Annotated in this window: 13 protein-coding genes; 4 read left to right on the top strand and 9 right to left on the bottom strand. The window is 69.7% G+C overall.

Annotation, left to right across the window (positions count from 1 at the left end):
* Positions 1-114 precede the first annotated feature (114 nt).
* Both AC4BEG_RS21485 and clpS read right to left on the bottom strand, forming a co-directional pair.
* Entirely contained in the window at positions 115-723 is a 609-nt protein-coding gene (locus AC4BEG_RS21485; RefSeq protein WP_490701372.1) for a DUF2017 domain-containing protein, read from the bottom strand.
* Positions 723-1,031 carry an ATP-dependent Clp protease adapter ClpS gene (gene clpS / locus AC4BEG_RS21480; protein ID WP_254751341.1) on the bottom strand — a complete coding sequence of 103 codons (309 nt, stop codon included), beginning with the start codon at positions 1,029-1,031 and terminating at the stop codon, positions 723-725. The genes AC4BEG_RS21485 and clpS overlap by 1 nt, the downstream gene beginning before the upstream one ends.
* 80 nt (positions 1,032-1,111) lie before the next feature.
* On the opposite strand from clpS, the gene AC4BEG_RS21475 reads away from it, so the two are divergent.
* Both AC4BEG_RS21475 and AC4BEG_RS21470 read left to right on the top strand, forming a co-directional pair.
* On the top strand, positions 1,112-2,446 hold the full coding sequence (locus AC4BEG_RS21475) for a nicotinate phosphoribosyltransferase (RefSeq protein WP_490701371.1): 1,335 nt from the start codon (positions 1,112-1,114) through the stop codon (positions 2,444-2,446).
* Between the two features lie 137 nt (positions 2,447-2,583).
* Entirely contained in the window at positions 2,584-3,168 is a 585-nt protein-coding gene (locus AC4BEG_RS21470) for a nicotinamidase (protein WP_490701370.1), read from the top strand.
* Between the two features lie 65 nt (positions 3,169-3,233).
* Here AC4BEG_RS21470 and AC4BEG_RS21465 read toward each other — a convergent pair whose 3' ends face one another.
* A complete protein-coding gene (locus tag AC4BEG_RS21465; RefSeq protein ID WP_490701369.1) occupies positions 3,234-3,551 on the bottom strand; it encodes a hypothetical protein in 318 nt (105 codons plus the stop codon).
* Between the two features lie 133 nt (positions 3,552-3,684).
* Positions 3,685-6,072 (bottom strand): immune inhibitor A domain-containing protein, encoded by a 2,388-nt coding sequence (locus tag AC4BEG_RS21460; RefSeq protein WP_490701368.1) that lies wholly within the window; start codon positions 6,070-6,072, stop codon positions 3,685-3,687.
* Between the two features lie 331 nt (positions 6,073-6,403).
* Here AC4BEG_RS21460 and AC4BEG_RS21455 point away from each other — a divergent pair, with 331 nt between their 5' ends.
* Positions 6,404-6,691 (top strand): hypothetical protein, encoded by a 288-nt coding sequence (locus AC4BEG_RS21455; protein WP_490701367.1) that lies wholly within the window; start codon positions 6,404-6,406, stop codon positions 6,689-6,691.
* A 30-nt stretch (positions 6,692-6,721) separates the two neighbouring features.
* Here the strand turns inward: AC4BEG_RS21455 and AC4BEG_RS21450 are convergent, their stop codons facing one another.
* The 3 genes from AC4BEG_RS21450 to AC4BEG_RS21440 form a co-directional block, all read right to left on the bottom strand.
* On the bottom strand, positions 6,722-7,222 hold the full coding sequence (locus AC4BEG_RS21450; protein ID WP_490701366.1) for an RDD family protein: 501 nt from the start codon (positions 7,220-7,222) through the stop codon (positions 6,722-6,724).
* A gap of 83 nt (positions 7,223-7,305) precedes the next feature.
* On the bottom strand, positions 7,306-7,923 hold the full coding sequence (locus AC4BEG_RS21445) for an RDD family protein (protein WP_490701365.1): 618 nt from the start codon (positions 7,921-7,923) through the stop codon (positions 7,306-7,308).
* Between the two features lie 76 nt (positions 7,924-7,999).
* A complete protein-coding gene (locus tag AC4BEG_RS21440) occupies positions 8,000-9,616 on the bottom strand; it encodes an RDD family protein (protein WP_490701364.1) in 1,617 nt (538 codons plus the stop codon).
* Positions 9,617-10,059: 443 nt separating this feature from the next.
* Here AC4BEG_RS21440 and AC4BEG_RS21435 point away from each other — a divergent pair, with 443 nt between their 5' ends.
* Complete coding sequence (locus AC4BEG_RS21435) at positions 10,060-10,827, top strand: SCO2400 family protein (protein WP_490701363.1); 768 nt, start codon at positions 10,060-10,062, stop codon at positions 10,825-10,827.
* A 15-nt stretch (positions 10,828-10,842) separates the two neighbouring features.
* Here AC4BEG_RS21435 and AC4BEG_RS21430 read toward each other — a convergent pair whose 3' ends face one another.
* Together AC4BEG_RS21430 and hppD are read right to left on the bottom strand one after the other, a co-directional pair.
* On the bottom strand, positions 10,843-12,210 hold the full coding sequence (locus AC4BEG_RS21430) for an FAD-binding oxidoreductase (protein WP_490701362.1): 1,368 nt from the start codon (positions 12,208-12,210) through the stop codon (positions 10,843-10,845).
* Positions 12,211-12,358: 148 nt separating this feature from the next.
* Positions 12,359-13,504, bottom strand: coding sequence for a 4-hydroxyphenylpyruvate dioxygenase (gene hppD / locus AC4BEG_RS21425; protein ID WP_490701361.1), 1,146 nt, complete (start codon positions 13,502-13,504; stop codon positions 12,359-12,361).
* Positions 13,505-13,588: the final 84 nt, after the last annotated feature.

Below are 13,588 nucleotides of genomic sequence, written 5' to 3'. Positions count from 1 at the left end.
AGGAAGAAGCGGACAAAACGTTAACCGGCGTAACAAAGTAACCGCCCGCGGTGATGCGATCGTTATCCGGACTTGAGCATCCTCTAAACGAACACTCAACGACTAGGACAGGGCCTACGACATGAGCGTCTCCACGAGACTCTCCTGAAGACCCCCCAGCCAGAAGTAGGCCATCACCATGGGCTTACGGGGGTCGGAGTCCGGCAGCTGGACCAGTTCGCCGCCGTCGTCCTCGTCGGTCACCTCCAGCCGGGTGCCGATGGCCAGCCGCAGATCGTTGAGGGCGCCGAGCCACTGCCGGGCCTTCGCCGGCTCCAGCTCCAGGACGGCCGGGTCCCGGGTGACCTCCGCGGAGGTCAGCGCGTCCAGGTCGCGCACCATCGCCAGGGCGTCATCACGCTTGCGCGCCCGCAGGTCGTTCTCGGTGAAGCGGCGGAACTCGGCGGAGGCGGCCCGCGCCTTCTTCTCCTCCTCGGCGCCGAGCTCCTCGTCCGGGGCCATATAGGCGTCCGGGAACAGCCGGGCCAGCGCCGGGTCGGCGGGCGGCTTGCTGGGCCCCTCGGCGAACAGCGCGTCCAGCGGATCGGTCGTGCCCTCCGGCTGGTCACCGGGGCCGATCAGCTCCGCGAGCTGTACGGCCAGGCTGCGCAGAATGGAGATCTCGACCTCGTCCAGGGCGAGCGCGGCACCGCCGCCGGGCAGCGGCTCGAATCGTCCCGACATCAGCGCTCCTGCTGAAGGGTCGCCCACAGGCCGTAGCCGTGCATCGCCTGCACGTCGCGTTCCATCTCCTCGCGGCTGCCGCTCGAGACGATCGCGCGGCCCTTGTGGTGGACATCGAGCATCAGTCGGTGCGCCTTGTCCTTGGAGTAGCCGAAGTAGCTCTGAAAGACGTATGTCACATAGCTCATGAGGTTGACGGGGTCGTTGTGCACCACCGTCACCCAGGGAACGTCAGGCTCCGGCACCATCGACGGCGCTTCACTGGACTCGGGACGTTCAATCTCCACTGGGACACTCACACCCCCAATGCTGCCACCCGGTATGGGCCGTCGCGCAAACCGGCACCCAGATCTCGTCACTCTGACGAGAATGCGGTAGCATCGGATCCATGGACACTGCGGACTTGGGACTGCCGGTGGACGTGCCGTCGACCGCCCTCTTCACCGACCGGTACGAACTCACCATGCTCCAGGCCGCGCTGCGGTCCGGCACCGCCGACCGCCGCGCGGTCTTCGAGGTCTTCACCCGCCGGCTGCCCGAGGGCCGCCGGTACGGAGTCGTCGGGGGCACCGGCCGCGTCCTGGACGCCGTCGAGAACTTCCGCTTCGACACCGGAATGCTCGACTTCCTCGCGCAGCACCGGATCGTGGACGCACCCACCCTCGCCTGGCTCGCCGACTACCGCTTCTCCGGGGACATCTGGGGCTATCCCGAGGGCGAGGTCTACTTCCCCGGTTCACCGGTGATGCGGGTGGAGGGCAGCTTCGCCGAGGCGGTGCTGCTGGAGACGGTCATCCTCTCCATCCTCAACCACGACTCCGCGGTGGCCGCCGCCGCGTCCCGGATGTCGGTGGCTGCGGGCGACCGCCCGCTGATCGAGATGGGCGCGCGCCGCACCCATGAACTGGCCGCCGTGGCCGCCTCGCGCGCCGCCTACGTCGGCGGCTTCGCCAGCACCTCCGATCTCGCGGCCGGATTCCGCTACAACATCCCCACCGTGGGCACCAGCGCCCATGCGTTCACCCTGCTGCACGACACCGAGCGTGACGCGTTCACCGCCCAGGTCGACGCGCTCGGCAGCGCCACCACCCTGCTGGTGGACACCTTCGACGTCGCCGAGGCGGTGCGCAGCGCGGTGGAGATCGCCGGTACGGAGCTGGGCGCGGTGCGCATCGACTCCGGCGATCTGCTACTGCTCGCCCACCGGGTGCGCCAGCAGCTGGACGACCTGGGCGCGAAGGGTACGAAGATCGTGGTCACCAGCGATCTCGACGAGTACGCCATCGCCTCGCTGGCCGCGGCCCCGGTGGACGCGTACGGGGTCGGCACCCAGCTGGTCACCGGCAGCGGCCACCCCACCTGCTCGATGGTCTACAAGCTGGTCGCGCGGGCGGATTCGGACGAACCCGGGGCGCCGCTGCTGCCGGTGGCCAAGAAGTCCATGGGCGCCAAGAGCTCGGTGGGCGGCCGCAAGTGGGCGGCGCGGCGGCTGGACGCCGACGGGGTGGCCGAGGCCGAGGTGATCGGCGGTGGCGAGATCCCGGCGGAGCTGGCCGGGCGGGAGCTGCTGGTGGAGCTGGTGCGCGGCGGCGAGATCGTCGGGCGTGAGCCACTGGACGCGGCGCGCGACCGGCACCGGGTGGCACGGGCGGGGCTGCCGCTGTCGGCGACCCAGCTCTCACGCGGTGAGCCGGTGATCGCCACGGAATATCTGCGGAGCTGAAAGGGGGCGGGGCGGACCATGCCCACTGCCGGATCCGGCGCCGAGTGTCTACCCTCGGTGACAGCCACTACCACACCACCCGCTTCGGGCCGAGGCGTTTCCCGGTCCTGTCCGTTTCCCGTCGGAAGGCATGTGTCATGCACCGGGCACTGATTGTGGTCGACCTCCAGAACGACTTCTGCGAGGGAGGCAGCCTCGCCGTGAAGGGCGGGGCCGAGGTCGCCGCCGCCATCACGGATCTGATCGGGGAGGCGACGCCCGGTTACCGCCATGTGGTGGCCACCCGTGATCACCACATCGAGCCGGGTGATCACTTCTCGGCCAGCCCGGACTACGTGGACAGCTGGCCGCCGCACTGTGTCGCGGGCACCGAGGGCATCGGATTCCACCCGAATTTCGCGCCCGTCGTCGCCTCCGGGGCGATCGACGCGGTCTTCGACAAGGGTGAGTACACCGCGGCGTACAGCGGCTTCGAGGGCAGCGACGAGCACGGCACCTCGCTGGCGCGCTGGCTGCGCGAGCGAGGGGTGACCGAGGTGGACGTGGTCGGCATCGCCACCGACCACTGTGTGGTGGCCACGGCGCTGGACGCGCGCCGTGAGGGGTTCACCACCCACGTCCTGCTGGATCTGACCGCCGGGGTCGCCGAGAAGACGACCGGGCAGGCCCTGGAGGAGATGCGGGCCGCGGGTGTGGAGCTGACCGGCACCCCGATCATCTGACGCCCGGGGGCGCGCCTCGGGGGCCCGTCGGCCGCACCGCGGCTCAAGGGGCCCCCTTGGGGCGCTTAGGGCGTATGCGCCGCCGGGGGCCTGAGCAGGGCGGCGATGGGGTGCCAGAGCTCCCCTCCGCCGTCCGGCGCGGTGCGCCAGACCAGCCCGTCCGGATGGTGCAGGACCGCCGTCACCTCATCCGGTGTCGGCGGTGCGCTGTTGCCGCGCAGATAGACGGCGCGGAGCCCGAGATTGCGCAGCCTGGTCAGGGCGCGCTGACGGTTGGCGGCGTGCACCAGGACGCGGACGCCGCCGTCGCCCAGCGGGCGCGGCAGGGTGATCGCGACCACCACATTGCCGCCGGGCAGCTTGGTGAATCCTCCATCGGCCATTGCGGTTCATGTCCCCCGTGAGACGTCGTGTCAATAAGAAGGTCGTAGGGGCATCTAAACGCGTACGGCCGCCGCCCGCTAGGGGGCGGCGGCCGCTACCGCTCTGACCTGCTAAGACGCAGATTTTGTTGATTTATGAAGCTGACGGTCCGACGCGTACGGTCATCGCCGAGCCGCCCGGGAGCTCCTTGAGGATCTTGATCCGGGTGTTGGTGTCAGCAACCTGCACACCACCGGTGGGGTTGCTCTGGTCCCAGTACGTCCCCTTACCGTCATCAAAGACCGGGATGCCCGCCTTGCGCTTCACCGTGGCGGCCTTCCCGTCCTTGTGGACGGTGTAGCCGTCGCTCGGGTACCAGCTGAAGGGCGAGTCGTATGCCTGGAACCGGTTGCGCATGAGCGAGCCGTCCGCCCACTTCTCGGCGGTCGGGTGCGCGTCGATCGGCAGGATCAGACCCTTGCCCGGGTGGGCACTGACGTTGTTGTCCGGCTGCGAGGTGTCCCACTTCCAGATCAGCAGACCGTTCTGGTAGGGGAAGTGCTCGACCCAGCTGGGCCGGGTGGAGGTCCAACCGAAGTTGTACGGACCGGTCTTGAGGGTCTTGTCGTACGACACGTACTGGCGGTTCTCGGCGAGGTAGTACTGCGGGTAGTCCTTGGTGAAGGAGGCGCCGATACGCGAGAAGCCCGTGGCCTTCCAGCCGTTGTCGTCACCCTCGGCGTTGTCCGAGAAGACCTGGGAGCCGTCCGCGGTCAGCGTGATGGCGTCGGCCGCGAAGCCCTTCCCCGCCGTCCCGCCGTCGGTCTGGTAGCGGAAGCGCAGGTCGATCTTCTTGCCCGCGTAGGCGTCCAGCGGGAAGGAGAGCTTCTTGTACGCGCCCGAGGTGCCGGTCAGGGCCGGCTGGTCGGCGGCGTCCCGCGGGATGGCCTTGCCGTCCGCGGTGCCGTCCACCGGCGTCCAGTTGGCACCGCCGTCCGTGGAGACCTCGGCGTAGAGGTAGTCGTAGTTGTCCTCGATGTCCCACCAGCCCTGGAGGTCAAGGGTGGCCTTGGACTTGCCGGTGAGGTCCACCGACCGGGTCAGGGTGTTCTTCAGGTCGTCACCCATCCCGCTCCACCACTGCTTGGCGCCCTCGGCGGGCTTGACCACTTCGGTGGTGACCGGCTTGTCGGGCAGCTGGACGAGCAGCGCCTGCTTGTTCTTGGTGTTGTACTCGGCGACGCCCAGCGTGTGCGTCGACTTCTTCCCGGCCTTGGCGGTGGCGTGGTTCAGCCAGCCCAGCTTGAGCTTGTCCCAGGCGTTCATGTCGCCGGGGAGGTCACCGATGGAGTCCTTGCCGGTGCCCAGCCAGGAACCGGAGGACATCAGCGACCAGAAGGCCACGGACGACTCGCCCTTGCCGCTGGTGTCGTACTCGTCCGGCAGACCGAGGTCATGGCCGTACTCATGGGCGAAGACCCCGAGGCCGCCGTTCTCCGGCTGCATCGTGTAGTCGCCGACCCAGATGCCGGTGTCGCCGATCTGCGTACCGCCCGACTTGTTCTCCCCGGGGCCGGTGCGACCCTTGTCGGGGCCGTACGCGTACCAGCGGTGCGCCCAGATCGCGTTCTCGCCCTGGGCGCCGCCGCCCGCGGACTCGTCCTCACCGGCGTGGACGATCTGGAAGTGGTCGATGTAGCCGTCGGGCTCGTTGAAGTTGCCGTCGTTGTCGAAGTCGTAGCGGTCCCACTGGTCGTACTTGGCCAGGTCCGCCTTGATCTGCGCGTCGGTACGGCCGGCCGCCTTCTGGTCCTTGGCCCACTGGTTGACCCCGTCGCGGACCAGGTCCCAGGCGTTGGAGCAGTTGGTGTCACCGCAGTAGTTGGAGCCGTAGCGGGCTTCGTTCCAGTCGACCTTGACCCAGTCGGAGACCTCGCCGTCGACCGAGTACCGGCCGGAGGACTGCCGCTCGTAGTACTTCTTCAGGGACTCCTTCTTCTTGTCCTTGGAGAAGTACAGGTCCTGGAAGTGCTGGCGGTTGAAGTCCTTCTGCCAGGCGGTGCTGTTGTCGTCCTTGCGGTCCGGCTCGGCGATGGTGTTGTGGGCCGGGCCCGGGTCACCGCCGTACTTCTTCACCGGGGGCTTGGGGCCGTCGCCGTCCGGGTCGACCATCGTGGTGTTGTCGACCTTGTCGCCGAACTCGGCCAGGATGGTGAAGATCTTGTCCGTCTTCTCCCGGGCCAGCTCGACGTACTTCCCCTTGCCGAGCTTCACCACCTGCGACCCACCGCGCTTGGTGGCCTTGGCTTCCCCGGAGATGACCTGACGCAGGGCCTCCTCGCGCTGCGCTTCCTGCGTCTTGCTGTAGGGGCCGTCCAGATCGTGCTTCACATCCGTCTTCGTGGGCGCCGGGTCATGACGTTCCACTCGCGTAGACGGTGCGTCTGCCTGTGCCATGCCGGTGGACAGGGCCGCAGCGCCGAGCGCGGCCACCACCGTGGCTATGGCAGCCGATCTGGCCGCCCTCCGTTGTCTCTTCACTTGTTGATTCCTCCCCTTTACGCCGGTGCGGACATTTGACCGGAGTGGCAGGAGAAAAGACAGACCTTGACTTGGGCTGGTGTGACAAGTACGTTCACCGGTTTGCGGGTTACCGGTTACCGGACGCCAACGGGCGCGTCCATCTCGCTAGTTGGACGGCGCGATGATTCCGTGCGCCCCTCATGCAACGGCACCGTGGGTGAGGTCACGCTTACCGGCGTTCCCCCTCGGGCATCCAGCACCGTAGAGTCATTTTGACGGTGCACATCAGCCTGACTCCTGCCAGACGCATAACCCCCCGCATACCGATGCCTTGAGGACGGATCCCGCCATGCCGCGTCCGACTCCTGCACAGCTCGCCTACGGTTCGGCCACCGTCGTACTCACGACCTTCGCCCTGTTGCTGCTGTCCCAGGCCACGTCAGCACTGTGGGTCGGGGGCATCGCCGTGGCCGGTCTTCTGCTCGGGCTCCTGGTGGCCGTCACCGGGCCGTTCGCCCGTGCGGCCCATGTGCCCCAGGGCTCCCGTACGGTCCGGACGAACCGGCCGCGGACGGGCACTCCGGCGCATGCCTCCGCCGAGACGGCGGGCGTCGGCGAGCACTCGTTCCACGGCTGACGCAACTGTTGCCGCTGTTGCCGCTGTTGTTCAGGCCGTCACCACAACGGTCCGCGCCGCCTTGTCGTGCAGCGCGCGCCGGTACGGCTTGTCCCACAACAGCGAGAGCGAGTTGACGACCCAGAACACCGTGCCGACCAGCACCGGCACCAGCATCCCCGGCAGTGCGTACACCGCGGCCCGCACCCAGCCCTGCCGCCCCGGGATGTCCCCGTCGGAGAGCATCGCGACCCGGATCCGCAGCACCATCTTGCCGAGCGTCTGACCGGTACGGGACAGCATCAGCCCCTCGTAGCCGAAATAGACCGCCATACTGATCACCAGTGCCAGTGTCACCTTGCCCGTATCCTGCTTGCCCGGGTGGTCCAGCGCGTACTGGAGCGCACCGGTGGCGGTCAGTGCCACCGTCCAGATGGCTCCCAGGACAACGGTGTCGATGAGCCGGGCGGCGAAGCGCTTACCGGGCGTCGCCAGCGGCGGCATCCCGGCGAACTGAGGGTTCTGCGGCGGCGTCAGCGGATCGGGGCTCATGCCCCGATTACATCAGCAGCCCTTGACGGGTCGGTAGCTCAGGGTCGGCGGAACTTCCGCGGGCACGGCCTCGGGACGCGGCGTCAGGGCACGGCGGAAACCACGACCGTCTTGGCCCCCTTGTCGTGCAGACACTGCCGGTACGGCCGGTCCCAGGTGCACCACAGGACATTGACCAGCCAGAAGACGAAGCCGCAGCAGGGCACGATCTCGGGGAGGGCGTAGATCCCGGCGCGCACCCAGCCGGGCTGACCGGCCGGCGTCTGGCCGTTCTCCAGCATCGCGACCCGGATCTTCATCGCCTTCTTTCCCACTGTCTGGCCGTAGCGGGTGAGCATCAATCCTTCGTAGATGAAGTACATCAGCACGTACACAATGGTGACGGTGGATGACCGGGCGCTTCCGTCGACCGGGTCATAACCGCCCAGGATCGCGGCCATGACCAGACCCACCGGAATGCCGATGAGCAGCGCGTCGATGATCCGGGCGATCAGACGGCGGCCCAGATGCGCCAGCGGGGGCATGCCCGCGAGCGGATCGCCTTCGTCACGGTGTTCGCCGTACGGGGTGCCGTTGGTGCCGCCGGTGCTCCCGGTACCGCCGGTGCCCTCGGCGCCGCCGGTCGGGGGGTGTTTGGCGAACGGATCGCTGCCCCGGTCCGGGGGCTCATCGGCCCCGGGGGGCGGCTGGTCGGTGCTCATGGCCCGAGTCGAACCCGGAGCCGGGGCCGCCGCATCCGGCATGCCCCGTTCGGGCGACCCGGATGGTCCATCCGCCTCAGCCGGACGCCGCCACGAAGGTGCGCGCCGCCTTGTCGTGCCAGCACTGCCGCCACGGTCGGTCGAACAGGCACCAGATCACGTTGAGCACACCGATCACCAGCAGCCCCAGCACCGAGTAGACCAGCCAGCGGCGCAGCGCGGCGCCGAACGACGGCTTGTCATGGCTCTCGATGTCCAGCACCCGTACCCCGGCCAGCTTCTTGCCCAGGGTGCGTCCCCAGACGGCGTTGGGCAGCGCTTCCAGGACGATGCCGAGCACCAGCAGCACACCGAGCACGATGCCGAGATAGCCGCCGGTGGTGCCGTCCAGCAGATAGACGGTGACGGTCTCGCCGGTCTGCTTCGCCGTCTCCACCTTCTCGTCGATGTGGTCGCTCGCCTTGTTCCACAGGGGCAGCGCGGCGGCGCCGACGATGCCGAGCAGGACGACGGTGTCGATCAGCCGGGCGATGAGACGGCGGCCGAGCGCGGCGGGCCGCCCCTGGCTCTGGGCGGCCTGGAGGAAGGGGTTGTCGACGGGCGGCTTCCAGGGGATGACGCCCTCGGGCGCACCGCCCTGCTGTCCGGCCTGCTGCCCGTGCTGCTGGGCGAGTTGGTGCACCTGCTGCTGCCAGGCCGGTCCGCTCGGTGCGCCGCCCTGCGGGGGCACACCGCCGTAGGGCTGCTGCGGCTGTTGTGGCTGCTGCGGCTGGGCCGGGGGTGTCGTACCGGCACCCTGGCGGCCGACCGCGCGGAACGCCATGGTGCCCTGGTCCCGCCCCTGGCTCTGCCCCTGCCCCTGGCTCTGGCTCTGGCCGGTCGCGGGGGCGTCCTTGCCGCTCTGCGGACGGGGGGCGCGGATCGACATCGTGCCGTCACCGGAAGCGGGCGCCAGTTCCCCGCCGTCCGCCGGGGGCAGTTCCGGGTTCCGCCGGACCGGCGGCAGCGCCTGGCTGGAACGGTCCTTCGGCGGCCGGGTCCCGCCCCCACGCATCGTCAGCGTGGAATTGTCCGGGCCGCCCGGCTGGGCGCCACCACCGGCCGGGTCCTCCGCCGCGCGCCGCGGATCGGGCACCCCGGGCAGCGGCCCGGCCGGGGCGCCGCCCGGCCCGTCGTGCTCCGAACCCCAGGAGACCCGGTGGTCCTGCTCACCGCCGAACCCGCCCTGCCGCGCGGCGTCGGCCTGCCAGGCCGTGGCGGGCTCGGGCCGGGAGCCGTGCAGCCGCCGCGGATCGTCCCAGTCCACCGGGCCCGCGGTGCCACCGGGCGGCACCGGTTGGGCCCCCGCACCGCCCACCCCGCCCGCGCCACCCGCGCCGGTGTCCCGTACATCCATCTCCCCGCGCGGCCGCAACTCGGGGAGCGCCCCGCCGGTCTCCTCCGCGGAGCTAGGCGCCGGGTCCTCGTCCAGGAACATCGGCCCGGTCTCGTCCCCCGCCGGGGCGATCACCTGGGTGTGGGTGACGCCGGGCGGCGGCGCGGGCATGGACTCGCCCTCGGCCGGTGCGGGCCTGCTGGTGCCCGGCACCCAGGCCGCGCCATTCCAGTAACGGATGTAGCCGGGGATGGACGGATCCGGATAAAAGCCAGGAATGGAGCTACCGTCCGCGGATCCCGAGGTAGAGGCGCTCATGATCTCCGATATCCCGTATCTGCTCTGCCGTGCTGTCCTGCGCTGCGCCTGTGCGGTGCCTCGCGGGTGGGGGGGCCTAAGCAGTGTGCCGTACAAGAGCCGCAGTGCAACCCGGAGCGCGCGCGTCAAGGTCTATCAGACGCGACGACGTCATGTGCCCGTCACACCACGGCACCACCCTCCCGTGCGAGCCGTCGAGCCATAACGCGGTCGTACGAACAACCGGGCGTCCGCCCGCGGCGAGCCGCCGCCCCGGTGTGTGAATCGGGCCACGATGGGGGTTTGGCCGGCCGGGGAGTTGAACACCACAGGGCGGGGTGGCGTACCTGGTTTCGGTCGGCCGTTACCGTTACGTGATACCGCGTCGGACGGTGGACCGCACCATCCGGCACGGAAACCGAGCCCGCCCCCGGGCCGATCGCCTCAGGAGGGCGGCGCGGGACGTGCCGACGACGGAAAGGCAACAGATGGACTACTGCGCCTCGTGCCGCAGGACTCTCAACGGGGTTGTGACCTGCCCGGAGTGCGGTGCGTACGACCCGCTGGCCGGACCGGCCGACCCCAAGGAGCTGAGCTCGCGGGCCATCGCCGAGCAGGTCTTCGGGGCCGACCGCGGAGCGGAGGCTTCCGTGTCCGACGCCGTCGCCCCGCTGACCGCTCAGCTCGGTGCCGTGACGCTCACGGAGCCGGACCACCGCTCACGGCGGCGGCGCGGCACCCCCGGAGGGAACCGGCGGCGGCGCGGGGCGATGGCCGTGGCAGCCCTCGCGGTGGTCGGCGGACTGGCCGCCGGTTCGCTGCTGTTGGCCCAGCGGTCGCAGAGTCCGTCGCACACGGTGTCGGAGCGGGACAACGGAAAATCCCACGAGCCCGGGGCCGATCCGTCGGAGTCCACCCCCGGCAACGCGGCGTCGTCCGCGACACGTGAGCCGGACCGGGCCAGCCGTCAGTCGCGGCCCACGTTCACCGCTCCCCCGCGTACGGCGGAACCGCCCCGGCCGTCGCCGAGCACCAGCGAACCGGAGTCCGAGAAGACCAGCGCGTCGCCGTCGGCCACCCGCAAACCGCCCAAGGAGACTCCGAGTCGGCGGCCCAGCAACACGCCCAAGCCTCCCAAGCCCTCGTCGACCAGCCACCCGAAGCCCACGGCGTCGGGGACGGCCACGCCCACACCGTCCGGCTCCGCGTCGTCCCCGGACCGCGAGGGGTGAGCGGACGCGCGGTGGTCAGAAGAGCTTGCCCGGGTTCAGCAGGCCCAGCGGGTCGAAGACGTCCTTGATGCCGCGCTGCAACTCCAGGCTCACCGGGCCGAGTTCACGGGCCAGCCACTCCCGTTTGAGCACCCCGACGCCGTGCTCACCGGTGATCGTGCCGCCCAGTTCCAGACCGAGCGCCATGATCTCGTCGAACGACTCCCGGGCCCGCCGGGACTCGTCCGGGTCGGAGGCGTCGAAGCAGACGGTGGGGTGGGTGTTGCCGTCACCTGCGTGGACGACCACACCGATGGTGAGCCGGTACTTCTCGGCGATGGCGGCGGTGCCGTCGATCATCTCGGCCAGCCGGGAGCGCGGTACGCAGACGTCGTCGATCATGGTGACGCCCTTGACCGCCTCCAGGGCGGTCAAGGTCATCCGGCGGGCCTGGAGCAGCAGATCGGACTCCGCGGCGTCCTCGGCCGGGACCACCTCGGTGGCGCCCGCCGCCGTGCACAGCTCGCCGACGGCGGCGACGTCGCGGGCCGGGTCGGGGGTGTCGAAGGCGGCCAGCAGCAGCGCCTCGGTGGTCTCCGGCAGCCCCATGTTCCCCATCGCGTTGACCGCGCGGACGCTCGTACGGTCCATCAGCTCCAGCAGCGCGGGGGTGTGTCCACGCTCCATGATCCGGCAGATGGCGTCGCACGCGGTGGCCGTGGAGGGGAACTCGGCCGCCAGCACCAGCTGTTCGGGCGGGCTGGGCTTGAGCGCGAGCACCGCCCGTACGACGATGCCGAGGCTGCCCTCGGAGCCGACGAACAGCCGGGTGAGGTCATAGCCCGCGACGCCCTTGGCGGTACGGCGGCCGGTGCGCATCAGCCGCCCGTCCGCCAGCACCACATCCAGGCCCAGTACGTATTCGGCGGTGACCCCGTACTTCACACAGCACAGCCCGCCGGACGCGGTGCCGATGTTGCCGCCGATGGTGCACTGCTCCCAGCTGGAGGGGTCCGGTGGGTAGTACAGCCCGTGCTCCATCACCGCGCGGGACAGCGTCGCGTTGACCACGCCCGGTTCCACGACCGCGATCCGGTCGACCGGGTTGATCTCCAGGATGCGGTCCATCTTGAGCAGGGACAGCACGATGCAGCCGTCGGATGCGTTGGCCGCGCCGGACAGTCCGGTGCGCGCGCCCTGGGGGACGACCGGGACGCGCAGCGCGGTGGCGGTACGGCAGATGTGCTGCACCTGCTCGACGGTGCGGGGGAGGACAACCACGGCGGGTGTGCCGGCCTCGCAGAAGCTGGCCATGTCGTGTGCGTACGACCCGGTGACATCGGGGTCGGTCAGCACCGCCTCCTCGGGGAGGCCCTCCCGCAGCAACTCGATGAGGTCGGTCATGCCTCCAGCGTCGCATCCGGCTGCCCGCCAGGGAAGATCGCCACGGTGGACGAACGGGCGGTCGTCGGCGTCAGCCGCGCGGGGCATACGACGGCCCCGGGCGGTGGGGGGTCGCCCGGGGCCGTCAGGGGGGGAGATACAGGAAAGGTCAGAGGTTTCCGCGCTTCTCCTGCTCCCGCTCGATCGCCTCGAACAGGGCCTTGAAGTTGCCCTTGCCGAAGCCCATCGAGCCATGGCGCTCGATCATCTCGAAGAAGACGGTCGGCCGGTCCTGGACCGGCTTGGTGAAGATCTGGAGCAGATAGCCGTCCTCGTCGCGGTCGGCGAGGATCTTCAGCTCGCGCAGCGTCTCGATCGGCACCCTGGTGTCGCCGACCCAGTCGCCGAGGGTGTCGTAGTACGAGTCGGGGGTGTCCAGGAACTGCACCCCGGCGGCCCGCATGGTCCGGACGGTGGCCACGATGTCGTTGGTGGCGAGCGCGATGTGCTGGACGCCGGGGCCGCCGTAGAACTCCAGGTACTCGTCGATCTGCGACTTCTTCTTCGCGACCGCGGGCTCGTTCAGCGGGAACTTCACCTTGCGGGTGCCATCGGCGACGACCTTCGACATCAGGGCGGAGTACTCGGTGGCGATGTCGTCGCCGACGAACTCCTTCATGTTGGTGAAGCCCATGACGTTGTTGTAGAAGGCCACCCACTCGTCCATACGGCCGAGTTCCACATTGCCCACGCAGTGGTCGATGGCCTGGAAGGTGCGCTTCGCGGGCGGGGCGACGATGGGCTCGGCGGCCACATAGCCGGGCAGGTAGGGGCCGTCGTAGCCGCTGCGCTCCACCAGGGTGTGGCGGGTGTTGCCGTAGGTGCGGATGGCGGCGAGCACCACGGTGCCGTGCTCGTCCTTGACGTCGTGCGGCTCCTCGATACCGGTGGCGCCGTGCTCGACGGCGTAGGCGTACGCGGCACGTACGTCCGGCACCTCGATGGCCAGGTCGATGACCCCGTCGCCGTGCTCGGCGACATGCTCGGCCAGGAAACGGCCCCAGTCGGTGCTGGGCTTGATGACGGAGGTGAACACAAAGCGGGCGCCGCCCGAGACGAGGACGTAACTGGCGGTCTCCCGGCTGCCGTTCTCCGGTCCGGAGTAGGCCACGAGCTTCATGCCGAAGGCGGTGGCGTAGTAGTGGGCCGCCTGCTTGGCATTGCCGACCGCGAAGACCACCGCGTCCATCCCCTTCACCGGGAAGGGGTCGGCCTGCCGCGCGGTGGACGGGGTGGGGTTCAGGATCTCAGTCATACAGAAAGCGTCTCCCCGTGATTCAGGGTGCGCAATAGTTCGCGAAAACGCTGGGCACTCTGTATAGCCACACGCGCAGCGGAG

This window comes from Streptomyces sp. JLBJ103, assembly GCF_058215575.1.
The sequence above is the reverse complement of the archived record's forward strand: the minus strand, read 5'-3'. Positions and strand labels throughout refer to the sequence as shown.